14 protein-coding genes, 3 tRNA genes and 3 rRNA genes are annotated in these 24,291 nt (G+C 63.5%); 11 read left to right on the top strand and 9 right to left on the bottom strand.

What is annotated here, in order from left to right:
• Window positions 1-33: 33 nt before the first annotated feature.
• The 4 genes from SK095_RS02370 to SK095_RS02385 form a co-directional block, all read right to left on the bottom strand.
• Window positions 34-1,185 (bottom strand): acyl-CoA dehydrogenase family protein, encoded by a 1,152-nt coding sequence (locus tag SK095_RS02370; RefSeq protein ID WP_320547718.1) that lies wholly within the window; start codon window positions 1,183-1,185, stop codon window positions 34-36.
• A gap of 37 nt (window positions 1,186-1,222) precedes the next feature.
• A complete protein-coding gene (locus tag SK095_RS02375) occupies window positions 1,223-2,302 on the bottom strand; it encodes an enoyl-CoA hydratase/isomerase family protein (protein WP_414153868.1) in 1,080 nt (359 codons plus the stop codon).
• A 2-nt stretch (window positions 2,303-2,304) separates the two neighbouring features.
• On the bottom strand, window positions 2,305-3,195 hold the full coding sequence (gene mmsB, locus SK095_RS02380) for a 3-hydroxyisobutyrate dehydrogenase (protein WP_320547719.1): 891 nt from the start codon (window positions 3,193-3,195) through the stop codon (window positions 2,305-2,307).
• Window positions 3,196-3,259: 64 nt separating this feature from the next.
• Window positions 3,260-4,768: a CoA-acylating methylmalonate-semialdehyde dehydrogenase gene (locus SK095_RS02385; protein ID WP_320547720.1), complete on the bottom strand. Its 1,509-nt coding sequence runs from the start codon at window positions 4,766-4,768 to the stop codon at window positions 3,260-3,262.
• A gap of 174 nt (window positions 4,769-4,942) precedes the next feature.
• On the opposite strand from SK095_RS02385, the gene SK095_RS02390 reads away from it, so the two are divergent.
• From SK095_RS02390 to SK095_RS02420, 7 genes are all read left to right on the top strand, one after another.
• Window positions 4,943-5,836, top strand: coding sequence for a LysR family transcriptional regulator (locus SK095_RS02390; protein ID WP_320547721.1), 894 nt, complete (start codon window positions 4,943-4,945; stop codon window positions 5,834-5,836).
• A gap of 450 nt (window positions 5,837-6,286) precedes the next feature.
• Window positions 6,287-7,823, top strand: a 16S ribosomal RNA gene (locus tag SK095_RS02395).
• A gap of 66 nt (window positions 7,824-7,889) precedes the next feature.
• Window positions 7,890-7,966, top strand: a tRNA-Ile gene (locus tag SK095_RS02400).
• A gap of 31 nt (window positions 7,967-7,997) precedes the next feature.
• Window positions 7,998-8,073, top strand: a tRNA-Ala gene (locus tag SK095_RS02405).
• A 247-nt stretch (window positions 8,074-8,320) separates the two neighbouring features.
• Window positions 8,321-11,211, top strand: a 23S ribosomal RNA gene (locus SK095_RS02410).
• Window positions 11,212-11,352: 141 nt separating this feature from the next.
• A 5S ribosomal RNA gene (gene rrf / locus SK095_RS02415) occupies window positions 11,353-11,468 on the top strand.
• Together the 16S, 23S and 5S rRNA genes with 2 tRNA genes alongside form the textbook arrangement of a ribosomal RNA operon.
• 209 nt (window positions 11,469-11,677) lie before the next feature.
• A complete protein-coding gene (locus SK095_RS02420) occupies window positions 11,678-13,834 on the top strand; it encodes a TonB-dependent receptor plug domain-containing protein (RefSeq protein ID WP_136488355.1) in 2,157 nt (718 codons plus the stop codon).
• A 3-nt stretch (window positions 13,835-13,837) separates the two neighbouring features.
• Here SK095_RS02420 and SK095_RS02425 read toward each other — a convergent pair whose 3' ends face one another.
• The 5 genes from SK095_RS02425 to SK095_RS02445 all read right to left on the bottom strand — a co-directional run bounded on the left by SK095_RS02425 (window position 13,838) and on the right by SK095_RS02445 (window position 20,575).
• The gene (locus SK095_RS02425; RefSeq protein WP_136488354.1) at window positions 13,838-14,191 is read right to left on the bottom strand and encodes a hypothetical protein; all 354 of its coding nucleotides are present in this window, start codon (window positions 14,189-14,191) and stop codon (window positions 13,838-13,840) included.
• A 150-nt stretch (window positions 14,192-14,341) separates the two neighbouring features.
• Entirely contained in the window at window positions 14,342-14,701 is a 360-nt protein-coding gene (locus SK095_RS02430; protein ID WP_136488353.1) for a response regulator, read from the bottom strand.
• Window positions 14,698-16,443 (bottom strand): ATP-binding protein, encoded by a 1,746-nt coding sequence (locus SK095_RS02435; protein ID WP_320547722.1) that lies wholly within the window; start codon window positions 16,441-16,443, stop codon window positions 14,698-14,700. The genes SK095_RS02430 and SK095_RS02435 overlap by 4 nt, the downstream gene beginning before the upstream one ends.
• Window positions 16,444-16,445: 2 nt before the next feature.
• Window positions 16,446-17,576, bottom strand: coding sequence for a two-component system response regulator (locus SK095_RS02440; protein WP_372239857.1), 1,131 nt, complete (start codon window positions 17,574-17,576; stop codon window positions 16,446-16,448).
• Entirely contained in the window at window positions 17,573-20,575 is a 3,003-nt protein-coding gene (locus SK095_RS02445) for a response regulator (RefSeq protein ID WP_320547723.1), read from the bottom strand. Before SK095_RS02445 ends, SK095_RS02440 begins: the two co-directional genes overlap by 4 nt.
• Before the next feature lie 396 nt (window positions 20,576-20,971).
• On the opposite strand from SK095_RS02445, the gene uvrY reads away from it, so the two are divergent.
• From uvrY to SK095_RS02465, 4 genes are all read left to right on the top strand, one after another.
• On the top strand, window positions 20,972-21,616 hold the full coding sequence (gene uvrY / locus SK095_RS02450; protein WP_136488350.1) for a UvrY/SirA/GacA family response regulator transcription factor: 645 nt from the start codon (window positions 20,972-20,974) through the stop codon (window positions 21,614-21,616).
• Window position 21,617: 1 nt separating this feature from the next.
• Window positions 21,618-23,444, top strand: coding sequence for an excinuclease ABC subunit UvrC (uvrC, locus tag SK095_RS02455; protein ID WP_320547724.1), 1,827 nt, complete (start codon window positions 21,618-21,620; stop codon window positions 23,442-23,444).
• A 33-nt stretch (window positions 23,445-23,477) separates the two neighbouring features.
• Window positions 23,478-24,038 carry a CDP-diacylglycerol--glycerol-3-phosphate 3-phosphatidyltransferase gene (gene pgsA / locus SK095_RS02460; RefSeq protein WP_136488348.1) on the top strand — a complete coding sequence of 187 codons (561 nt, stop codon included), beginning with the start codon at window positions 23,478-23,480 and terminating at the stop codon, window positions 24,036-24,038.
• A 178-nt stretch (window positions 24,039-24,216) separates the two neighbouring features.
• Window positions 24,217-24,290: transfer RNA gene (locus SK095_RS02465), tRNA-Cys, on the top strand.
• Window position 24,291 lies beyond the last annotated feature (1 nt).

A 24,291-nucleotide genomic window follows, 5' to 3' on the forward strand; every position in this document is an offset into this window, starting at 1 on the left:
GATGGTCAACTCAGTCGACAAAAGTGCCCGCCGTCACAGCTGATAGCCCCCCAACTCCCTTGCAATCAACATCCGTTGAATCTCGCTGGTCCCCTCGTAGATCTGCGTGATCCTTGCATCGCGGTAGTAACGCTCCACCTGGTAGTCCTCCAGGTAGCCGTAGCCGCCGTGGATCTGGATGGCGTTGGAGCAGACCTGTTCGGCCATTTCCGAGGCGAACAGCTTGGCCTGGGAGGCTTCGGACAGGCAGGGCTGGCCGGCGCTGCGCAGGCGGGCGGCGTGGTGGGTGAGCAGGCGGGCGGCGTTGATGCGGGTGTGCATGTCGGCCAGCAGGTTGGCGATGCTCTGGTGCTCGATGATCGGCTTGCCGAACTGCACGCGCTCGCGGGCGTAGCGCAGCGCGGCCTCGAAAGCGGCGCGGGCGATGCCGATGGACTGCGCGGCGATGCCGATGCGCCCGCCTTCCAGGTTGGAGAGGGCGATGGCCAGGCCCTTGCCGCGTTCGCCGAGCAGGTTCTCCTGTGGGATGCGGCAGTCGTCGAGGGCGATGGCGCAGGTGTCGGAGGCGCGCAGACCCATCTTGTGCTCGGCGCGCTCGACCACGAAGCCGGGGGTGTCGGTGGGCACCAGGAAGGCCGACAGGCCCTTCTTGCCCAGCTCCGGGTCGGTGACGGCGAAGACGATGGCCAGCTTGGCGCGCTTGCCGTTGGTGATGAACTGCTTGGCGCCGTTGAGCACCCACTGGCCGTCCTTCAGTTCGGCGCGGGTGCGCAGGTTGTTGGCCTCGGAGCCGGCCTGCGGCTCGGTCAGGCAGAAGCAGCCGACGGCCTGGCCGCTGGCCAGGCGGGGCAGCCAGGCTTCCTTCTGCGCCTGGCTGCCGTAGTTGAGCAGCGGGCCGCAGCCCACCGAGTTGTGCACGCTCATCAGCGCGCCGGTGGCGCCGTCGCCGGCGGAGATTTCCTCTACGGCCAAGGCGTAGGCCACGTAGTCGATGTAGCTGCCGCCCCACTCCTCGGGCACCACCATGCCGAGTAGGCCCAGCTCGCCCATCTGCGCGACCAGGCGGTCGTCGATCCAGCCGGCCTCTGCCCACGCGGCGGCGTTGGGGGCGATCTCGCGCTGGGCGAATTCGCGGGCCATGTCGCGGATCATGCGTTGTTCTTCGGTGAATTCCAGATCGTTCATCGGCGTTCTCTCTTGTTCTTGTCTTTGCGCCGGGCGATCAGATCGCCTGGCGGGCCTTTCCGGCAGTCTGGCTGCTCGGGAAGAAGCTGGCTACCCGCTCGATGCTCACGGCAGCGAGGCTGGGCGGATTCCAGCGCGGGTTCTTGTCCTTGTCGACGATCAGCGCGCGCACGCCCTCCATGATCTCGCCGCGGGCGAACCACTGGCGGTCCAGGTGCAGTTCGAGGGCGAAGCACTCGGCCAGCGGCAGCTCGCGGCCGCGGCGCAGCAGTTCGCGGGTGACTTCCATGGCCAGCGGCGAGCGGCCATCCAGCAGCTTGACGGTTTCCTCGGCCCAGTGCTGGAACTCGGGGCGCGTTTCGCTCTGCAGAGAGGCGCGGATCGCCGCGGCAGTTTCCTGGGCGAAGTGCTGCTCGATGGCCGGGTGCAGGGCCCTGAGTTCGGCGCCGGGCAACTTGCGCGAGGCGAGGGTGGCGAGCAGGGTGCGCAGGGCCTCCTGCGGGTGCACCGTCCAGCTCAGGTTGTCGAGGCAGCGGTCCAGCTCGCCGAGCTGCTCGCTGGGCAGGCACCAGTCGGCCAGGCCGGCGTAGAGGGCGTCGGCGGCGCGGATCTGCACGCCGGTGACGCCCAGGTAGGTGCCCAGCTCGCCGGGCAGGCGGGAGAGGAAATGGCTGGCGCCGACATCCGGGAAGTAGCCGATGGCGGTTTCCGGCATGCCCATTTTCGTCCGCTCGGTGATCACCCGCAGCGCGGCGCCCTGCACCAGGCCCATGCCGCCGCCGAGCACGAAGCCGTCCATCAGGGCGAGGATCGGCTTGCGGTAGGCGTGGATGTACTGGTCGAGGGCGTATTCCTCCTCGAAGAAGCGCTGCCACTGATCGTCGCCGGCCCTGAAGCTGTCGTACAGCGCGCGGATGTCGCCGCCGGCGCAGAAGGCCTTGGCGCCATTGGCGCGCAGCACCACGGCGAGGATCTCCGGGTCATCCGCCCACTCCTGCAGCTGGCGTTGCAGCAGGCGCACCATCTCCAGGTTGACGGCGTTGAGGCCGGCCGGGCGGTTGAGGGTCAGGTGGCCGATGCGGTTGCGCACCGCGGCCAGCACGGGGGCTTCGCTCATGCTCAGGCGTCCTTGCGGTACAGGTTGATGATCGCCGAGAAGTCCAGCTGGCCGTTCCCCTGGGCGCTGAAGGTCTGGTAGAGCTGCTGGGCGAGGGCGCCGAGGATCACCGGCTGACGGGCCTGCTTGGCGGCTTCGCTGGCCAGGCCGAGATCCTTGAGCATCAGGTCGCTGCCGAAGCCGCCTTCGTAGCCGCGCGAGGCCGGTACGTTGTCCATCACGCCGGGGAAGGGGTTGTAGGTGTCCGAGCTCCAGCAGCGGCCGCTGGAGGTGTTGATGATGCCGGCCAGCACCTTGGGATCGACGCCGAGGGCCACGCCCAGGCTCATCGCCTCGGCGACGCCGATCATCGAGATGCCCAGCAGCATGTTGTTGGCCACCTTGGCGGCCTGGCCGTTGCCGTTGCCGCCGCAGTGGACGATGTTCTTGCCCATCGCCGCCAGCACCGGCTGGGCGCGGTCGAAGTCGGCATCGCTGCCGCCGACCATGAAGGTCAGGGTGCCGGCCGCAGCGCCGCCGGTGCCGCCGGAGACCGGCGCGTCGAGCATCGGGTTGCCGTGCTTTTCCGCAGCGGCGGCCACGTCGCGGGCGCTCTGCGGGTCGATGGTGGAGGAGTCGATCAGCAGCACGCCGGGGCGCACGTTGGCGAGCAGGCCGTCGTCGCCGAGGTAGACCGCCTTCACGTGGGCCGCTGCCGGCAGCATGGTGACGATCAGTTCGACCTCTGCGCGGGCCACGCCGCCCGCCGAGTCGGCGGCCTGGGCGCCGGCCTCGACCAGGGATGCGACGGCTGCCGGCACCGGGTCGAAGACGGTCAGCTGGTGGCCGGCCTTGAGCAGGTTGCGCGCCATCGGGGCGCCCATGTGGCCGAGTCCGAGAAAGCCGATATGCATGGTGAGTCCTCTTCTTATTGTTCCTGGCGTGGCGGCCGGCGCGCGCGGCGCCGGCCGTCGCGGCTCACTTCAGGGTGATGGTGGTGTTGACGTGGCCGACCTCGTCCTCGTCGAACCAGCGCGCGGTGACCGTCTTGGTCTGGGTGTAGAACTGCACCACCTGCTTGCCATACGGGCCCAGGTCGCCGAGCTTGGAGCCGCGCGAGCCGGTGAAGGAGAACAGCGGCACCGGTACCGGGATCGGCACGTTGATGCCGACCTGACCGACGTCGATCTCTTCCTGGAAGTGGCGGGCGGCAGCGCCGGAGCGGGTGAAGATGGCGGTGCCGTTGCCGTTGGGATTGGCGTTGATGATCTCGATGGCCTCGTCCATGGTCGCCGCCTGCATCACGCAGAGCACCGGGCCGAAGATTTCTTCCTGGTAGATGGTCATCTCTGGGCGCACGCCGGCGAAGATCGTCGGGGCGACGAAGTTGCCGTCGGTGTAGCCCGGCACCTGCGGGTTGCGACCGTCGAGCAGCAGCTCGGCGCCTTCCGCCACGCCTTGGGCGATCAGACCGTTGATGCGCTCCAGGGCGGCGCGCGAGATCACCGGGCCGACGTCGGTGCCCGGCTCGGTGCCGCCGTTGACCTTGAGGGTCTTGGCCTTCTCGACCAGCTCCGGCAGCCAGCTCTGTGCCTCGCCCACCAGGATCACCACCGACAGCGCCATGCAGCGCTGGCCGGCGGCGCCGAAGCAGGAGCCGACCAGGTTGGCCAGGGTTTGCTGCTTGTGGGCGTCGGGCAGGACGATGGCGTGGTTCTTGGCGCCCATCATGCACTGGGCGCGCTTGCCGTTCAGCGAGGCACGGTTGTAGACGTGGGTGCCTACCTTGGTGGAGCCGACGAAGGACACCGCCTTGATGTCCGGGTGGTCACACAGCAGGTTCACCGCGTCGGCGCCGCCGTGGATCACGTTGAGCACGCCCGCCGGGATGCCGGCCTGCAGCGCCAGCTCGGCCAGGCGCATGGTGACCATGGGGTCCTGCTCGGAGGGCTTGAGGACGAAGGTGTTGCCGGTGGCGATGGCCATCGGGAACATCCACAGCGGGATCATCGCCGGGAAGTTGAACGGGGTGATGCCGGCGCACACGCCCAGCGGCTGGTTGAGGGTGTAGGTGTCGACGCCGCCGGCGACGTTGTTGGCCAGCTCGCCGAGCTGCAGGCTGCCGATGTTGGCGGCGTGCTCGACCACCTCCAGGCCGCGGAACACGTCGCCCTCGGCGTCCGGCAGGGTCTTGCCCTGCTCGGCGGTGAGGATCGCCGCCAGCTCCTTCATGTTCTCGCGGATCAGCTGCTGGTACTTGAGGAAGATCCGCGCGCGGGCGCCGATCGGGGTCTTGCGCCAGGTCTTGAAGGCGGCCTTGGCGCTGGCCACGGCGGCGTTCATTTCTTCCTGGGTGGCGAAGGGTACGCGGGCCAGCACTTCCTGGGTGGCCGGGTTGACGACGTCGCGCCACTCGGTGGTTTTCGATTCGACGAACTCGCCATTGATCAGCAGCTTGACGGTGGGGATGGAGCGGGTAGCGGTCATGTTCACCTCGCCTCGAAGGCTTTCCTTGTAGTTGTTGTGGCCGGTGATGCTGGCTCTGGGAACCAAGCTAGCAGTGGAAAATTGCCGTTGGTAGCCGGGCGATTTGCACAAGCGCTCTGCAAATCTGCACAATGGCGCCGAAACGCCCGTGCCTGGGCACTCCGGGAGCCACCGATGGACTGGGACAACCTGCGCTATTTCCTCGAACTGTCGCGAGCCGGCACGCTGACCGCGGCGGCGCGGCGCCTGGGCGTCGATCACACCACGGTGGCGCGCCGCGTGCAGGCACTGGAGAAGCAGTTCGGCCAGCCGCTGTTCATCCGCGGCGGCGCCGGCTACACGTTGGCCGAGGCCGGACGGCGCCTGCTGGCGCAGGCCGAGGCGATGGAAAGCGCCTTCCTCGCCATCGAGCAGCCGGGGGAGGGCGGGCCGGACACCCTGTCCGGCTCGGTGCGCATCGGCGCCACCGAGGGTTACGGTGTGGCCCTGCTGGCCGGACAGCTCGCCGGGCTGAGCACGCGCTATCCGCACCTGGGCATCGACCTGCTGGCGGTACCGCGCACCGTGCACCTGGCGCGTCACGAGGCGGACATCGTCATCACCCTGGAGCGCCCGGAGCGCGGGCCGTACATCATCACCCGGCTCACCGACTACGTGCTGCGCCTGTACGGCTCGCGCGACTATCTGGCTCGCCATCCGCCGATCCGCCGCCGCGAGGACCTGCGCCAGCACCGCTTCGTCAGCTACATCGAGGACCTGCTGTACAGCAAGGAGCTCTACTACCTGGACGAGATCGGCCGCCCGGGCCAGGTCGCCCTGCGCAGCACCAGCATCCTCGCCCAGCAGAACGCCGTGCTGGCCGATGCCGGGCTGGCGATCCTGCCGAGCTTCACCGCGCACCGCGAGCCGAAGCTGGTCGAGGTACTGGCCGACGACATCGAGTTCGTGCGCACCTTCTGGATGCTGATGCCGGCGGAGAACAAGGACCTGGCGCGCATGCGCGTGTGCTGGGACTTCCTGCGCGAGATGGCGGCGGACAACCTCGACCTGATGATGGGGCGGGGCTGAGCGGCCATGCCTCTGGGGGCTCGGTCCGGCCGTTGCCTGTAATGGTGCCGACTCTTGTGTGCAGTGCGGGATAAGTTGTATGTCGCCTTGGATGTGATTATCGAGGTTGACAGCGGCTCTGGTTGCTGTATGATCCATCTCCCTCGCTTCGGTGGTCGAGTTCTTCGCTGAAGCGCAAGCGGTTGATTCGAAAAGAAAACTTTCGAAAAACGCTTGACAGGTTGAAAGGCTGCTGTAGAATACGCGGCCTCGGTTGAGACTCAGCGAAAGCGCTGAGTAAATCGATCGAAACGCTCTTTAACAAGTTGAATCAAGCAATTCGTGTGGGTGCTTGTGAGGTAAGACTGACAGTCGCAAGATTATCAGCATCACAAGTAACACTCGTGAATTCGAGAGTTTTTTGCGATTGCTGAGCCAAGTTTAGGGTTTTCTCAAAACCCGAATTGATTTGAACTGAAGAGTTTGATCATGGCTCAGATTGAACGCTGGCGGCAGGCCTAACACATGCAAGTCGAGCGGATGACGGGTGCTTGCACTCTGATTCAGCGGCGGACGGGTGAGTAATGCCTAGGAATCTGCCCGATAGTGGGGGACAACGTTTCGAAAGGAACGCTAATACCGCATACGTCCTACGGGAGAAAGTGGGGGATCTTCGGACCTCACGCTATCGGATGAGCCTAGGTCGGATTAGCTAGTTGGTGAGGTAATGGCTCACCAAGGCGACGATCCGTAACTGGTCTGAGAGGATGATCAGTCACACTGGAACTGAGACACGGTCCAGACTCCTACGGGAGGCAGCAGTGGGGAATATTGGACAATGGGCGAAAGCCTGATCCAGCCATGCCGCGTGTGTGAAGAAGGTCTTCGGATTGTAAAGCACTTTAAGTTGGGAGGAAGGGCTGTCGGCTAATACCCTGCAGTTTTGACGTTACCAACAGAATAAGCACCGGCTAACTTCGTGCCAGCAGCCGCGGTAATACGAAGGGTGCAAGCGTTAATCGGAATTACTGGGCGTAAAGCGCGCGTAGGTGGTTCAGCAAGTTGGATGTGAAAGCCCCGGGCTCAACCTGGGAACTGCATCCAAAACTACTGAGCTAGAGTACGGTAGAGGGTGGTGGAATTTCCTGTGTAGCGGTGAAATGCGTAGATATAGGAAGGAACACCAGTGGCGAAGGCGACCACCTGGACTGATACTGACACTGAGGTGCGAAAGCGTGGGGAGCAAACAGGATTAGATACCCTGGTAGTCCACGCCGTAAACGATGTCAACTAGCTGTTGGGTTCCTTGAGAACTTAGTAGCGAAGCTAACGCGATAAGTTGACCGCCTGGGGAGTACGGCCGCAAGGTTAAAACTCAAATGAATTGACGGGGGCCCGCACAAGCGGTGGAGCATGTGGTTTAATTCGAAGCAACGCGAAGAACCTTACCTGGCCTTGACATGCTGAGAACTTTCCAGAGATGGATTGGTGCCTTCGGGAACTCAGACACAGGTGCTGCATGGCTGTCGTCAGCTCGTGTCGTGAGATGTTGGGTTAAGTCCCGTAACGAGCGCAACCCTTGTCCTTAGTTACCAGCACGTTATGGTGGGCACTCTAAGGAGACTGCCGGTGACAAACCGGAGGAAGGTGGGGATGACGTCAAGTCATCATGGCCCTTACGGCCAGGGCTACACACGTGCTACAATGGTCGGTACAGAGGGTTGCCAAGCCGCGAGGTGGAGCTAATCTCACAAAACCGATCGTAGTCCGGATCGCAGTCTGCAACTCGACTGCGTGAAGTCGGAATCGCTAGTAATCGTGAATCAGAATGTCACGGTGAATACGTTCCCGGGCCTTGTACACACCGCCCGTCACACCATGGGAGTGGGTTGCTCCAGAAGTAGCTAGTCTAACCTTCGGGGGGACGGTTACCACGGAGTGATTCATGACTGGGGTGAAGTCGTAACAAGGTAGCCGTAGGGGAACCTGCGGCTGGATCACCTCCTTAATCGAAGACTTCAGCTTCTTCATAAGCTCCCACACGAATTGCTTGATTCACTCGCGAAAGGCGATTGGGTCTGTAGCTCAGTTGGTTAGAGCGCACCCCTGATAAGGGTGAGGTCGGCAGTTCGAATCTGCCCAGACCCACCAATTGTCGTGGTGCGCAGGCCGATCGAAAGATGGGGCCATAGCTCAGCTGGGAGAGCGCCTGCTTTGCACGCAGGAGGTCAGGAGTTCGATCCTCCTTGGCTCCACCATTATCGCCGAAAGCTCAGAAATGAGTGTTTACCCCTGTCGTCCGGTGGACGATTTCGAGGATGAAACATTGATTTCTGGTCTTTGCGCCAGAATCGTTCTTTAAAAATTTGGGTAAGTGATAGAAGTATTGAACTGGAGAGTGTTTTCACTGCACTTTTCAGGTCAAGGTAAAATTTGCGAGTTCAAGCGCAAGTTTTCGGCGAATGTCGTAATTCACGATTATAACCAGATTGCTTGGGGTTATATGGTCAAGTGAATAAGCGCATACGGTGGATGCCTTGGCAGTCAGAGGCGATGAAAGACGTGGTAGCCTGCGATAAGCTTCGGGGAGTCGGCAAACAGACTTTGATCCGGAGATCTCTGAATGGGGAAACCCACCCGGGATAACCCGGGTATCTTGTACTGAATACATAGGTGCAAGAGGCGAACCAGGGGAACTGAAACATCTAAGTACCCTGAGGAACAGAAATCAACCGAGATTCCCTTAGTAGTGGCGAGCGAACGGGGATTAGCCCTTAAGCTTCTTGGATTTTAGCGGAACGCTCTGGAAAGTGCGGCCATAGTGGGTGATAGCCCCGTACGCGAAAGGATCCTTGAAGTGAAATCGAGTAGGACGGAGCACGAGAAACTTTGTCTGAATATGGGGGGACCATCCTCCAAGGCTAAATACTACTGACTGACCGATAGTGAACCAGTACCGTGAGGGAAAGGCGAAAAGAACCCCGGAGAGGGGAGTGAAATAGAACCTGAAACCGTATGCGTACAAGCAGTGGGAGCCTACTTTGTTAGGTGACTGCGTACCTTTTGTATAATGGGTCAGCGACTTATATTCAGTGGCGAGCTTAACCGATTAGGGGAGGCGTAGCGAAAGCGAGTCTTAATAGGGCGTTTAGTCGCTGGGTATAGACCCGAAACCGGGCGATCTATCCATGAGCAGGTTGAAGGTTAGGTAACACTGACTGGAGGACCGAACCCACTCCCGTTGAAAAGGTAGGGGATGACTTGTGGATAGGAGTGAAAGGCTAATCAAGCTCGGAGATAGCTGGTTCTCCTCGAAAGCTATTTAGGTAGCGCCTCACGTATCACTCCAGGGGGTAGAGCACTGTTTCGGCTAGGGGGTCATCCCGACTTACCAAACCGATGCAAACTCCGAATACCTGGAAGTGTCAGCGTGGGAGACACACGGCGGGTGCTAACGTCCGTCGTGAAAAGGGAAACAACCCAGACCGCCAGCTAAGGTCCCAAAGTTGTGGTTAAGTGGTAAACGATGTGGGAAGGCTTAGACAGCTAGGAGGTTGGCTTAGAAGCAGCCACCCTTTAAAGAAAGCGTAATAGCTCACTAGTCGAGTCGGCCTGCGCGGAAGATGTAACGGGGCTCAAACCACACACCGAAGCTGCGGGTGCATCGCAAGATGCGCGGTAGAGGAGCGTTCTGTAAGCCTGTGAAGGTGAGTTGAGAAGCTCGCTGGAGGTATCAGAAGTGCGAATGCTGACATGAGTAACGACAATGGGTGTGAAAAACACCCACGCCGAAAGACCAAGGGTTCCTGCGCAACGTTAATCGACGCAGGGTTAGTCGGTCCCTAAGGCGAGGCTGAAGAGCGTAGTCGATGGGAAACAGGTTAATATTCCTGTACTTCTGGTTACTGCGATGGAGGGACGGAGAAGGCTAGGCCAGCTTGGCGTTGGTTGTCCAAGTTTAAGGTGGTAGGCTGGGATCTTAGGTAAATCCGGGATCCTAAGGCCGAGAGCTGATGACGAGTTATCTTTCAGATGACGAAGTGGTTGATGCCATGCTTCCAGGAAAAGCTTCTAAGCTTCAGGTAACCAGGAACCGTACCCCAAACCGACACAGGTGGTTGGGTAGAGAATACCAAGGCGCTTGAGAGAACTCGGGTGAAGGAACTAGGCAAAATGGCACCGTAACTTCGGGAGAAGGTGCGCCGGTGAGGGTGAATGATTTACTCAGTAAGCCCATGCCGGTCGAAGATACCAGGCCGCTGCGACTGTTTATTAAAAACACAGCACTCTGCAAACACGAAAGTGGACGTATAGGGTGTGACGCCTGCCCGGTGCCGGAAGGTTAATTGATGGGGTTAGCGCAAGCGAAGCTCTTGATCGAAGCCCCGGTAAACGGCGGCCGTAACTATAACGGTCCTAAGGTAGCGAAATTCCTTGTCGGGTAAGTTCCGACCTGCACGAATGGCGTAACGATGGCGGCGCTGTCTCCACCCGAGACTCAGTGAAATTGAAATCGCTGTGAAGATGCAGTGTATCCGCGGCTAGACGGAAAGACCCCGTGAACCTTTACTATAGCTTTGCACTGGACTTTGAGCTTGCTTGTGTAGGATAGGTGGGAGGCTTTGAAGCGTGGACGCCAGTTCGCGTGGAGCCATCCTTGAAATACCACCCTGGCAATCTTGAGGTTCTAACTCTGGTCCGTCATCCGGATCGAGGACAGTGTATGGTGGGTAGTTTGACTGGGGCGGTCTCCTCCCAAAGAGTAACGGAGGAGTACGAAGGTGCGCTCAGACCGGTCGGAAATCGGTCGTAGAGTATAAAGGCAAAAGCGCGCTTGACTGCGAGACAGACACGTCGAGCAGGTACGAAAGTAGGTCTTAGTGATCCGGTGGTTCTGTATGGAAGGGCCATCGCTCAACGGATAAAAGGTACTCCGGGGATAACAGGCTGATACCGCCCAAGAGTTCATATCGACGGCGGTGTTTGGCACCTCGATGTCGGCTCATCACATCCTGGGGCTGAAGCCGGTCCCAAGGGTATGGCTGTTCGCCATTTAAAGTGGTACGCGAGCTGGGTTTAGAACGTCGTGAGACAGTTCGGTCCCTATCTGCCGTGGACGTTTGAGATTTGAGAGGGGCTGCTCCTAGTACGAGAGGACCGGAGTGGACGAACCTCTGGTGTTCCGGTTGTCACGCCAGTGGCATTGCCGGGTAGCTATGTTCGGAAGAGATAACCGCTGAAAGCATCTAAGCGGGAAACTCGCCTCAAGATGAGATCTCACTGGGGACTCGATCCCCCTGAAGGGCCGTCGAAGACTACGACGTTGATAGGCTGGGTGTGTAAGCGTTGTGAGGCGTTGAGCTAACCAGTACTAATTGCCCGTGAGGCTTGACCATATAACACCCAAACAATCTGCGATCCCAGGATCACAGTGGGTGCGACAGGCCGAAAGCTTGCAGAACCGCAAATTACCGAATCTGATACACTATCACTTGCCCAATTCGGGGTAGCGCCATGGCGATGCCCCAACCGAATTGCTTGACGACCATAGAGCGTTGGAACCACCTGATCCCATCCCGAACTCAGCAGTGAAACGACGCATCGCCGATGGTAGTGTGGGGCTTCCCCATGTGAGAGTAGGTCATCGTCAAGCACCTACACAGAAACCCCGACCAGCCACGCTGGTCGGGGTTTCGTCTTTGTGGTGTTCGGAAAGTACGTTGGTAGTTTCGATGCAGAGCATCGCGGCGTTTGGCTCGCCATGACTCGAGTCGGTTTAGCTGCAGGTGCGCTGCTGGGCGCAGACTGGAGGTGGTGCAGTCGGCTAGAATCGCGCCTTTATCCAGCACGCGAAGATTCCCCATGTTCTCGGCCCGCCGTTTCGCCCTGCTCAGTCTGTTGCCCTGCCTGTCCGGCAGCCCGGCAGGGTTGGCTGCCGATTTGTTTCTGGCCAGCGAGGAACTGCCCGAGGTACTTACCGCCACGCGACTCAAGCAGTCGTCTGCGGCAGTACCGGGTAGCGTTACCGTGCTTGACCGTGCGCTGATCCAGGCCACCGGGGCGCGCGACATTCCCGAGCTGATGCGTCTGGTTCCGGGGATGATGGTCGGCTACAGCGGCTATGCAAAGGGCAACCTGGCCACGGTCAACTATCACGGCAGCCGTGCCACCGAGGCACGTCGCCTGCAGGTACTGGTCGATGGTCGCTCGGTGTACAGGCCGGGTTTGGCCACGGTGGACTGGGGTGATATCCCTTTGGCCATCGAGGACATCGAGCGTATCGAGGTGTTCCGCGGGCCGAACACGGTCAGTTACGGCGCCAACGCCCTGATGGGTGTGATCAGCATTACCACGCGTAACCCGGCCGACAGTCAGGGCTCTCGGCTGAAATACACCCGTGGTGAGCGTGGTGTAGACGACTGGTATGCCAGTCAGGGTTTTCGCGCCGGCAGCGGCGACTTCCGTCTGTCGCTCTCGGGGCAGGAAGACAACGGTTTCCATCACACCGACTGGGGAGAGAAGTACCGCGACAGCCGGCGCAGTACCCGCATGCAACTGAGTGCCAGCCATGCCGTGGGCGATAACCAGACACTGGACTGGCAACTGGCGGCCAAGGAGGGTAGCAACCAGCGTAACTATGATTTCGAGGATGAGCCGCTGGTGGAGAGCATCGTGGCGCCTGGAGATACTGACCGAGACGTCAGCGCTCGAGATTATGCCGGCTCGCTGCGCTGGAACGTCGACCTCGACCCCCGGCACAATGTGCAATTGCAGGCATATGCGCAGCGCTGGGAGCGCCGTCAAGCCTGGCGTAGTTGCGATCTGGGGCTGGCCTTCGATCCGGATGTGGCGGCCCTGTTTGCCCTCTCCCCGGACTATCTCCACCAGATATCCGGGGTCATCAGGGCTGGCGAGATTCTCGGTACCCGTTTCACCGTTTCTCCGCCCGGCACTCCGGAAGAGATGGCGCTGGGTCTCGCCATCATGAACAAGTTCTACGACGATCCGACGGCGCGCAGCGCGGTCTGCGGCGATACCGATCAGGACATCGACGAGACCCGGTATGACCTGGAGCTGCAGGATACGCTGGGTCTGACCGACAATCTGCGCCTGCTCAGCGGCATAGGTTACCGACATGACCGCAGCGAATCACGGACCTACTTCAATGGCAACCTGAGCAACGATATCTGGCGACTGTTCGGTCATCTGGAGTGGTACCTGACCGAGCACCTGGTGTTGCAGGGCGGCGCGATGTACGAGCGCGACCGGCTCAGCGGCGACTCGCTGACGCCAAGGATCGCCCTCAATTATCTGATCACTCCTCGCCATGGCCTGCGTTTCGTCTACTCGGAGGCGATTCGCTCGCCGGACATGCAGGAGAACAACGTCGACTGGCGCTATCGTCTCGACAATCTCAGCGGGTTGCCGGGGCGCGACTCGGCCTATGGATTCGCCCACGCAGTGGGGCCGGGAAATCTCGATCAGGAGATCATGCGTTCGCGCGAGATCGGCTACAACGGCCACTTCGATTTCGGCCTGAGCATCGATATCAAGGTGTTCAACGACGAGATCCACCGCATGATCAGCGAGCCGCTGGACGTCAAGGAGTTCGAGCCCAGCAATCGCCACTGGATGTGGTTCCGTGGTGCCGAAACCGAGATCGACTGGCAGGCCGGCCGGCAGGATCGCCTGCGTCTGACCTACGCCTATGTCGACTTTGCTGCCTCGCACAAGAGCGACCGCCGGCTGACCGCCCGCTACAGTGGTTCGGCAGGCTGGATGCGCGACTGGGGTTGGGGCTGGTCGAGCGGTCTGTTCTATTACGGCGCCGACCTGCTCAATGAACGCCGATTCGAGCGGCTCGACCTGCGCCTGGCCAAGCGCCTCTACCTCGGTGGCACCGAGCTGGAGCTGGCGGGTGTGTTGCAGCAGCGTCTGGACGACGAGCCGCTGACCTGGCGGGAAAACCTTTACGATGACCGTCGCCAGCTTTACTTCAGTGCCCAGGTCGAGTTCTAGCGTTCAGTTCGGCGGTGCCTGATCGACCACCATCTGCCCAGCGACCAGAAGGCGGGCATGGGCGCTGGTGGAGAGTTCCAGCAGGCACTGGAGTTCCTTCTGGAATTCCTCGACCTGATCGAGCCAGGCTCCGAACGGCTCGGCGCCGATCCGGCGCACGGTATCCACGAGTTCGCTCTTGCTCTTGGTGAGCGCCAACAGGGTTATGCGGCGACCTATGCCGATGCTGTCGCTGTTCTCGGCCGATCTGGCCTCTTCGACGGTGAACAGTGGCTCGAAGTCGATGTCGGTCAGTTGTGGAGCGTCCATGCGCATTGTCTCTCCGTCGATATGCCTGCGGCTGCCGTTGGCCAGCATGAAGGCCCGCTCTGCGTCAGCATATTTGCACGATTTCAGAACTATAGCAGTGGCCATATGACCGGCGATGGCCGGTAGCTGGGCCTGCGGCTCAATCGGATGAACGGTCGCGCTGCTAACGGAGGCGGGGCGAAGCCTGGCTCGACTGCCTCAAGTTGCGCGAATGCCGAGCATCGACAGCAGGTTGCGGATGTCGATCGGCTTGACCAGCAGGTCGTTGAAGCCGGCAGCCATGATCTCGCGGGTTTCTGCCGGCAGGGCGTGGGCGGTGTAGGCGATGATGCGCAGGTCGGCGTTGGCCGGGTCGGCGCGCAGGCGCTGGCAGACCTCGATGCCGGACATGCCGGGCATCATGACATCGAGCAGCACGCAGTCGAAGTCTCCGCTGGCGGCTGCCTGCAGGGCCTCGGGGCCGCTGGCGCACTCTACCACCTGGCAGCCGTGGCGCTCGAGCAGTACCCGTGGCAGGGTGCGGTTGAAATCGGTGTCGTCGACCAGCAGGACTTTCATGGCCTCTCCATCGTGCGCAGCGGCAGACGCAGGGTGAAGGTGCTGCCCTTGCCGGGTGCTGAGGTCAGGGTGATCTCGCCGCCCATCATGGCGGCCAGCTCGCGGGACAGCGCCAGCCCCAGGCCGGTGCCGGCATGCTGGCGGGTGACGAAGGTATCGATCTGGCGGAAGCGCTCGAAGATCGCTTCCTGCTGTTCGGCAGTGATGCCCGGGCCGCTATCCGCGACGGCAAAGCACAGGGTGTCGCCGTCGCGGCGCAGACTCAGGCGCACGTACCCCTCGGTGGTGAACTTCAGTGCGTTGTGCAGCAGGTTGCTGAGGATCTGCAGCACACGCTTGCGGTCGTTGCACAGGCTGGCCGGCAGGCCCGCCGCCACCTGTTCCTCGAGGGCCAGGCCCTTGCCCTCGGCCACGCCCCGATGCATGTCGAGGGCGTCCTTGACCAGGTCGTCGAGGCGGAACTCGCTGACCTGCAGCTGCAGGCGGCCGGCCTCGATGCTGGCCTGGTCGAGGATGTCGTTGACCAGGCTGAGAAGGTGGCGACTGCTCTTGTTGATGATGCCGGCGAATTCCCGGCTGGTGGCGTCAGCCCCCATGTTCTCGAGGTATTCGGCATAGCCGATGATGCCGTTGAGCGGGGTGCGCAGCTCGTGGGACATGGAGGCAAGGAATTCGGACTTCAGGCGGTTGGCCGATTCCGCCCTGGCCTGGTTGACGCGCAGGTGGGCGGAGACGGCGCGCTGGCGTTGCAGCAGGCGGGCGCTGAGCAGGCCGAAGGCCAGGATGACCAGCGACATCAGGCCGGCGAACAGGAGGTATTCGTTGCGCCGCTGCAGGTAGTCGGCCATGGCCTCTTCGCGACCGACGCCGACCACCACGGCGAGCGGCAGGCCTTCGACCTTGCGGAAACTGAAGATTCGCTCCACGCCGTCGATCTGGCTGGCCGAGATGTAGTGGCCCTGGGTCTGCTCCTTGAGCAGCGTGAACAGCGGCGATGCGGAGATGTCGCGGCCCACGCTGGCGCTGAGATCGTCCTCGCTGCTCGAGCGGCGTGCACGCACGACGCCGTCGAAGCCGACCACGGTGATGATGCCGTCGTGCCCGAGTGCCACGTCGTTGTACAGGCTGGTGAAGTAGAAGGGGTCGATGGAGACCACGGCGACGCCGCCGAAGCTGCCGTCGGGCTTGCCGATACGCCGGGTCATCTGGATCGACCACTTGCCGCTGGCGCGACCGAGTACCGGTTTGCTGACCCACAGCTCGTCGCTGGGGTGCTCGCGGTGCACGCGGAAATGCTCGCGGTCGGACAGGTCGATCGGTGCATGGTTGGGCAGATTGGACAGGATGTAGGTGCCACGCTCGTCGATGATGCCCAACTGGTTGAACAGGTTGCCGATGATCAGGCCGTCGCGCACGAAGGCGGCGATGTCGATCTGCCGGCCGTTGCGCTCGTACTGGTGCTGCAGGAAGCGCAGCGACTGGTCGGCGCCGCTGATGGTGCGTGCCGCGTGTGCCTCGAAGGCGCGTGCGAGATTGAGGGTGTCGCGCTTGAGGCTCTGCACGGTCTGACTGCGCTCGGCGTCGATCTTGAAGGCCACGCCGGCCCACAGCACGGCGATCAGGGCCAGGGTCAGGCTGAGGATCAGCGCATAGGCGCGCCGGCTGTCGCTGGTACCAACCCGCGAGCCGCTGCGAGGCGGCGCCACGGCGGCTGGCGATGGGCTGGCGATGGACTGGGTCATGTTCAGGTACCGATGTCGTCGAGAATGGCCGGCTCCGGCTGGTCGGCATAGCGTGCGGCGATTTCCCGGAAGCTCGCCTGCGCGGCGAAGAAGGCGTCGGTCACGTCCGGATCGAAATGGCTGGCCTTGCCCGCGGCGATGATCTTCACCGCTTCCTCGTGGGACATCGGCGCCTTGTACACGCGGCTGCTGATCAGGGCGTCGTAGACATCGGCGATGGCCATCAGGCGGGCGGCGACGGGGATGGCGTCACCGGCCAGGCCGCGGGGGTAGCCGCTGCCGTCCCACTTCTCGTGGTGGCTGTAGGCGATGTCCTTGGCGATGCTGAGGAAGGGGATGGGGCGGCCGGCCAGCCGCTCGGCGCGGGCGATGGCCTCGCCGCCGAGACTGGCGTGGGTCTTCATCACGTCGAACTCGCGCTGATCGAGGCGGCCGGGCTTGAGCAGGATGCTGTCGGGAATGCCGATCTTGCCGATGTCGTGCAGGGGGGCGGACTTGAACAGCAGGTCGATGTTGGCGGCGGTGAGGAAGTCGGCGAAGCGCGGGTGTTCGCGCAGGTGCAAGGCCAGGGTGCGCACGTAGTGCTGGGTGCGGCGGATGTGGTTGCCGGTCTCGTTGTCGCGGGTTTCGGCCAGCGACGCCATCATCTCGATGGTCACGTCCTGCACGGCCAGCACCTCGTGCATGCGGCGGCGCACCTCCTGCTCGAGAAACGCGCTCTTGTTGCGCAGGAAATCCGCCGACGCCTTCAGCTTGAGGTGGGTGCGCAGCCGGGCGAGCATCACCGGCGGGCTGATCGGCTTGGTGATGTAGTCCACCGCGCCCAGTTCCAGGCCGCGCTCCTCGTCGTCGATGGCGGTACGGGCGGTGAGGAAGATCACCGGGATGTCGCGCAGACGTGGTTCGGCCTTGAGCTTGCGGCACACCTCGTAGCCGTCCATCTCCGGCATCATGATGTCGAGCAGGACGAGGTCGGGCTGCTCGACGGCCCCGGCGATGCGCAGCGCGGCCTCGCCGTTGTTGGCCACCTTGACCCGGTATTCCTGTTTCAGCAGGTTGCTGATCAGCACGAGGTTGTTGGGGTTGTCGTCTACCACCAGGATGGTCGGTTTCTTCTGGGCATCCATCGTCATGCGCTGTTCGGTTCGTGGGTGGTGGATGGCTGGAGCGGGTGCCGCGGCTGCAGGATCGCCAGGGCGGTGGCGAATTCGAAGCGGCGGATGGCGTGCTCGAGACGCGGGTAGTCGTCGGCGAGGGCGGCGCGCAGGGCGGCGGCGTGTTCGTTGAAGCAGGTCACCGCCTCGGCATCGTCTTCGTGCAGCAGAGTCTCCAGTCTCGCACGGATCGTCTCCAGTTGCTCGGGGGCGAGAGCCGGTGCTATGGCTGCAGGGGCGGCCTCGAGCGCGACTTCGAGTGCGCCGAGCAATGGCTCCAGGTGCTGTGCCAGACGCTCCAGAGCCGGGTTGACGACGCTGGCCGGAGCGTTTTCGCGCAGCAGTGCCTCCAGGGTGGCGGCGTGCTGCGCGACGACGGCGGCACCGACTGTGGCGGCTTGTCCCTTGAGGGTGTGGGCAAGGCGCTCGGCGCTTTCACGGTCGCCCTGCTCCAGCGCCACGCCGATGGCGTGCGGCGTGGCGCGTTCGCGGTTGAGCAGGCTGCGCAGCAGTTCCACATAGAGGCAGCGGTCACCCAGCACCCGCTGCAGGCCCGCATGGGTATCGAGTCCGGCGACTTCGGGCAGCTCCTGGCTGCCGGCTGGCGGGGGAGGGGAAGCAGCAGGCGGGTGCGCCGGCTGCCGTCGATACCACTGGCCCAAGGTGGCATAGAGCTCGTCGACCGTGATCGGCTTGGCCAGGAATCCGTTCATGCCCACCTTGAAGCAGTGCCGGCGATCCTCCGGCATGGCGCTGGCGCTGATGGCGATGATCGGCAACTGGCCGCGCGCACCGAGCTGGCGGATCGCCAGCGTGGCGCTGCCGCCATCGAGCACCGGCATCTGCATGTCCATCAGCACCAGGTCGTAGTCGTGCTCGCGTACCCGCTCCACGGCTTCCTGGCCGTTCTCGACCACTTCGACCTGCACGCCGGCATGCTCCAGCAGCTTGCGCAGCAGGCGCTGGTTGACCTCGTGGTCTTCGGCCAGCAGCACCCTGCAGCCATGCAGGTCGGGGCGTGGCTGGGGCTTCGGCTGGCGCGTGGCGATGCCGAGCGGAGCGCTGAGCCAGAAGGTGCTGCCCTGGCCGTGCCGGCTTTCCACGCCGATGCTGCCGCCCATGAGCCCGGCCAGTCTGGAGGATAGGGCCAGGCCCAGGCCGGTACCGTTGTATTGGCGGGTGCTGGAGCTGTCGGCCTGATAGAAGGCGCCGAACAGAGCGGCCTGCTGCTCCTCGGTCATGCCGATGCCGGTGTCGTGGACGAAGACGTTGAGCTCGAACTGGCTGGCAGACAGCCGATGGCCGCCGAGGATCACCTCGACTTCGCCAGCGGCGGTGAACTTGATGGCATTGTCGACGAACTGGGCGAGGATCTGGGCGATGCGCTGGGCATCGCCCTCCAGGCTGGCCGGCAGGCCGGTCGCTGCGCTGCAGGCGAAGTGCAGGCCCTTGGCGCCCGCCCGCTCGGCGAAACGCTGGGTGATCTCGTCGAGCAGCCCCTGCACGGCGAAGGCGGAATTCTGCAGCTCCAGTTCGCCGTCCTCGATCCGCGAGAAGTCGAGGATGTCGTCGACCACGGCGCGCAACTGCTCGCCGGCCTGCTGGATCTGCCGCAGGTAGTCGCCCTGCGGGCCGCTCAGTACGGTTTTTCCGCACAGGTGAGCCATGCCGATGATGGTGTTCAGCGGCGTACGCACCTCGTGGCTCATGTTGGCGAGGAAATCGGATTTCGCCCGGGCGGCCTGCTCGGCCAGCTCCCGGGCGCGCTGCATCTCGCCCTCGGCTCGCTGGCGCTCGCTGATGTCGCGCAGCACGGCGCACAGGCTTGTGCCCTGCCCGTCACGCGCCGGCAGCAGGGCCAGGGTGGCCTCGAGGGGAAACTGCGCTCCGTCGCGCCGCTGGCCGGGCAGCAGCAGGGCCGGCAGGGGCGTCTCGGCGTGCCCGCGCAGCTCGGCCAGAGCTTCCTGCAGGCCCGGGATCAGGCTGTCCAGCGGCAGGCCGAGCAGTTCTCCATGGCCGTATCCGAGCAGGCTTTCCAGCTTGAGGTTGGCCACGCGGACGATGCCCCGGTCGTCGGCCACCACGACGGCGTCGGGGGCGGACTCGATGATGCCGCGATACCAGGCCTCGGTCTGGTGCAGGCGCTCCCGGCTGGCGGCCAGTTCGCGGGACTGCGCTTCCAGCTGGGCTGCCTGGGCCCGGATGGCCAGCCCGGCCTGGCGGGACTCCTCCAGGGCCTGCGCCAGATCGGCGATCTCCGAGCCCGGCGCACCCTCGTCGAAACGCACGCCGTTGCCATCGGTGGCCAGCAGACGATGGAGCTTGGCGGTCATCGAGGTGATGGGGTCGATCAGCCGGCGCCGGTAGAACACCAGCAGGGCGCCGAGCACCGCCAGGACATTGCTGCCGAGCAGGCCCAGGGCCAGCACGTCGGCCATTCTCGCCCGGGCCGAAAGACTCTCGACGCGGCTGCGCAGGCGCGCGTCGAGCTGCTCGCGGGCCTGGTCTAGCGCGGCGCGGATGGCGGCCTTGGCCTGGCTGTATTCACTGCCGTAGACCAGCGCGAGGGCCTCGGCGCGATTGCCCTGGGCCATGTCGGCGAAGGACTGCCGCTCGGTTTCCAGCAGGGCGTCGGAGTGGCGTTTGGCCTGGTCGATCAGGGCCAGCTCGTCGGCGGTCGCCCCCAGGCCGAGCAGCCGCTCGCGGGCCTGTTCGCGGGTGCGGAAAGTGTCGAGTTCGCGCAGGAACGCACGTCGATAGGTTTCGTCGCCGGTCACGGCATAGGTGCGTACCGCATCGGTCAACTGGTCGCTGCCGGCGGCGAAGAGATCGGTGGCGGCATGGGCTTCGAAGAGCAACCGCTGGCTGTGGTTCCGCTCCTGCACCAGGTGGGAGTGCAGCAGGGTGGTACCCAGGCTGGCAAGCGACAGGGCGGCGATCAGTGCGGTGATCAGCTTGCTGCAGGTGGCGATGCGCATGGCGGAACTCCGCGGCGGTTTCTCGGGGCATCGCGGCGGCATGCCCGCGTCGACCTGGGTGGTGTGCCGTGAACGCCGTACGAGGCGTGCAGCGGACTGTGGCGTCAGATTTAAGTTGATTCTATGTGATCTGATTCACATGGCTCAATGTTGGCTAGGCTCTGGTTATATGGATAAACCCAGCCTGGCAACGCTCACCGGGGCATTGCTATCCTGCAACGCATCTCCGGCGAATGCCTGTCGATCTGCCGGATTTACGTTGTCTTCGGAGACGGTTTTCCGACGCCGGGTGCGACCAAGGTGTCGCGTCACTGTCCTTTGGGCGAGGCATTTGCTAAGGTCCGCGCTGAATTTCTGGCCCTGTGATAAGCCGATCTGGTGCTATCGAGGTATTGCGTGATCAACGTGCTCGTTGTGGATGACCATGATCTGGTGCGCACCGGCATTCGCCGTATGCTCGCCGACGTGACCGGGATAACCGTGGTCGGCGAAGCCGACTGCGGCGAGGAGGCCCTGCTGCGCGTGCGCGAGTTGCGCCCCGATGTGGTACTGATGGATGTGAAGATGCCCGGTATCGGCGGCATGGAGGCGACGCGCAAGATCATTCGCAGCCATCCGTCGGTCAAGGTGATCGCCGTCACCGCCTGTGACGAGGAACCGTTTCCCTCGCGCCTGCTGCAGGCCGGTGTGGCCGGCTACCTGACCAAGGGGGCAGCCCTGGAGGAGATGATCAAGGCGATCCGCCAGGTATTCGCCGGGCATCGCTACATCAGTGCCGACATCGCCCAGCAGCTGGCGCTCAAGCCCTTCCAGGCCCAGCGAGAGATTTCGCCGTTCGAGATGCTGTCCGAGCGCGAGATGCAGATCGCGCTGATGATCGCCGAGTGCCAGAAGGTACAGACCATCTCCGACAAGCTGTGCCTGTCGCCGAAGACGGTGAACACCTACCGCTACCGCATCTTCGAGAAGCTCGAGATCACCAGCGACGTCGAACTGGCCATCCTGGCGGTACGCCACGGCATGGTCGACGTCACCACCTGAAATGGCCGAGGTCTTCGACAGCGCTGGCTTCCTCGCTGCCTGCAGCAGCCATCCCGGCGTGTACCGCATGTACGACGCCGAAGGCCGCCTGCTCTATGTCGGCAAGGCCAACAACCTCAGGAAGCGTCTGTCCAGCTACTTCCGCAAGAGTGGCCTGGCGCCGAAGACCGCCGCGCTGGTGGCGCGCATCGCGCAGATCGACACCACCATCACCGCCAACGAGACCGAAGCGCTGCTCCTCGAGCAGACGCTGATCAAGGAGTGGCGGCCGCCCTACAACATCCTGCTGCGTGACGACAAGTCCTATCCCTACGTGTTCCTCTCCAGCGAGGACGAGTATCCGCGCCTGGGCATCCATCGCGGCGCGAGGAAGCACAAGGGGCGCTACTTCGGCCCCTATCCCAGCTCCCTGGCGATCCGCGAGAGTCTCAACCTGCTGCAGAAGACCTTCCTGGTGCGCCAGTGCGAGGACAGCTACTTCAGGAACCGCACCCGGCCCTGCCTGCAGTACCAGATCAAGCGCTGCAAGGGCCCCTGCGTCGGTCTGGTCAGCCCCGAGGAATATGCCGAGGACGTGCGCCATTCGGCGATGTTCCTCGAGGGGCGCAGCAACCAGCTCGCCGACGAGCTGAGCGCGGCGATGGAGAAGGCCGCCGGCGAGCTGGACTTCGAGCGCGCCGCCGAGCTGCGCGACCAGATCGCCCTGCTGCGCCGGGTGCAGGACCAGCAGAGCATGGAGGGCGGCAGCGGCGACGTCGACGTGGTCGCCGCGGTGGTCAGCCCCGGCGGCGCCTGCGTCAACCTGATCAGCGTACGCGGCGGGCGGGTGCTGGGCAGCAAGAACTTCTTCCCGCAGGTGGCCATCGAGGAGGAAGCGGCCGGCGTCCTGGCGGCCTTCCTCGCCCAGTACTACCTGGGCGCCGCCGAGCGCGACCTGCCCGGCGAGCTGATCGTCAACTGCGTGCACGAGGACTTTCCGGCGCTGGCGGCGGCCATCGCCGCGGTGCGTGGCCGTGCGCCGGCCATCAGCCACCGGGTGCGCGGCACCCGCGCGCGCTGGCAGCAGCTGGCGCTGACCAACGCCGAGCAGGCGCTGGCCGCGCGCCTGGCCAACCGCCAGCACGTCGCCGCGCGGCTGGAGGCCCTCGGCGAGGCGCTGGGCCTGGACGAGCCGCCGCAGCGCCTGGAGTGCTTCGACATCAGCCACTCCAGCGGCGAGGCGACCGTGGCCTCCTGCGTGGTGTTCGGCCCCGAGGGGCCGCTGAAGTCCGACTACCGGCGCTTCAACATCGAGGGCGTGACCGCCGGCGACGACTACGCCGCCATGCACCAGGCATTGGCCCGGCGCTTCCGCCGCCTGAAGGACGGCGAGGGCAAGATGCCCGACATCCTGCTGGTCGACGGCGGCAAGGGCCAGCTCAACATGGCTCGCGAGGTGCTGCAGGAGCTGGCGGTGGTCGACCTCATCCTGCTCGGCGTGGCCAAGGGCGAAACCCGCAAGCCGGGGCTGGAAACCCTCTACCTCAACGATGCCGAGCACGAATTCACCTTGCCGGGCAACTCGCCGGCGCTGCATCTGATCCAGCAGATCCGTGACGAGGCGCACCGCTTCGCCATCACCGGCCACCGCGCCCGGCGTGGCAAGGCGCGACGCACCTCGAGCCTCGAGGAGGTGCCAGGCGTCGGTCCCAAGCGCCGCCGCGATCTGCTCAAGCATTTCGGCGGCCTGCAGGAGCTGTCGCGGGCCAGCGCCGAGGAAATCGCCAAGGCCCCGGGGATCAGCAAAAAGCTCGCCGAGTTGATTTATGCGGCCCTGCACAGCGAGTAGAATGCTGCAACCCCTTGAATGTTAAGCGTGCCGATGAATATCCCGAATATCTTGACCATCCTGCGCGTACTGCTCATCCCGGTATTCATCGCGCTGTTCTACATGCCCTTCAGCTGGAGCTACTGGGCGGCCAGCGGCGTGTTCGCCCTGGCCAGCCTGACCGACTGGCTGGATGGCTATCTGGCGCGCCGCCTGGGGCAGAGCACGCCGTTCGGAGCCTTCCTCGATCCGGTGGCGGACAAGCTGATGGTGGCGGTCGCGCTGGTGCTGCTGGTGGAGGAGCACGCCAACCTGTGGCTGACCCTGCCGGCGGCGGTCATCATCGGCCGCGAGATCGTGGTTTCCGCCCTGCGCGAATGGATGGCCGAGCTGGGAGCGCGTGCCCGGGTGGCCGTTTCCAATCTCGGCAAGTGGAAGACTGCCGCGCAGATGGCCTCGCTGATCATCCTGCTCGGCAACCCGCCGCGCCTGGATTTCTGGGTCGGCCTGGGTTATGCCCTGCTGATGATCGCTGGAGTGCTGACCCTGTGGTCCATGGTGCACTATCTGCGCGCCGCCTGGCCGCATCTCAGCAATGGTGCAAATGGAAAATAACTTTTTTGAATCAAAGGGTTGACAGTGGTTCGGGTTCGTATAGAATGGCGCCCGTCACCACGACGCAGGAACAAATCGACCGGTAGAACGTGACCTTGAAAGAGGTCGGATCGAGGGTTCGATAAGAGTTTCCAGCTCGAAGTTTTACTGATGGGTATCAAGTTCGATGTCCATTTGAGGCCGGGTGGCAGAGTGGTCATGCAGCGGATTGCAAATCCGTGTACGCCGGTTCGATTCCGACCTCGGCCTCCAC

Origin of the sequence: Pseudomonas sp. AN-1 (genome assembly GCF_034057115.1) — a bacterium.
In the GTDB taxonomy this organism is placed as follows: domain Bacteria; phylum Pseudomonadota; class Gammaproteobacteria; order Pseudomonadales; family Pseudomonadaceae; genus Geopseudomonas.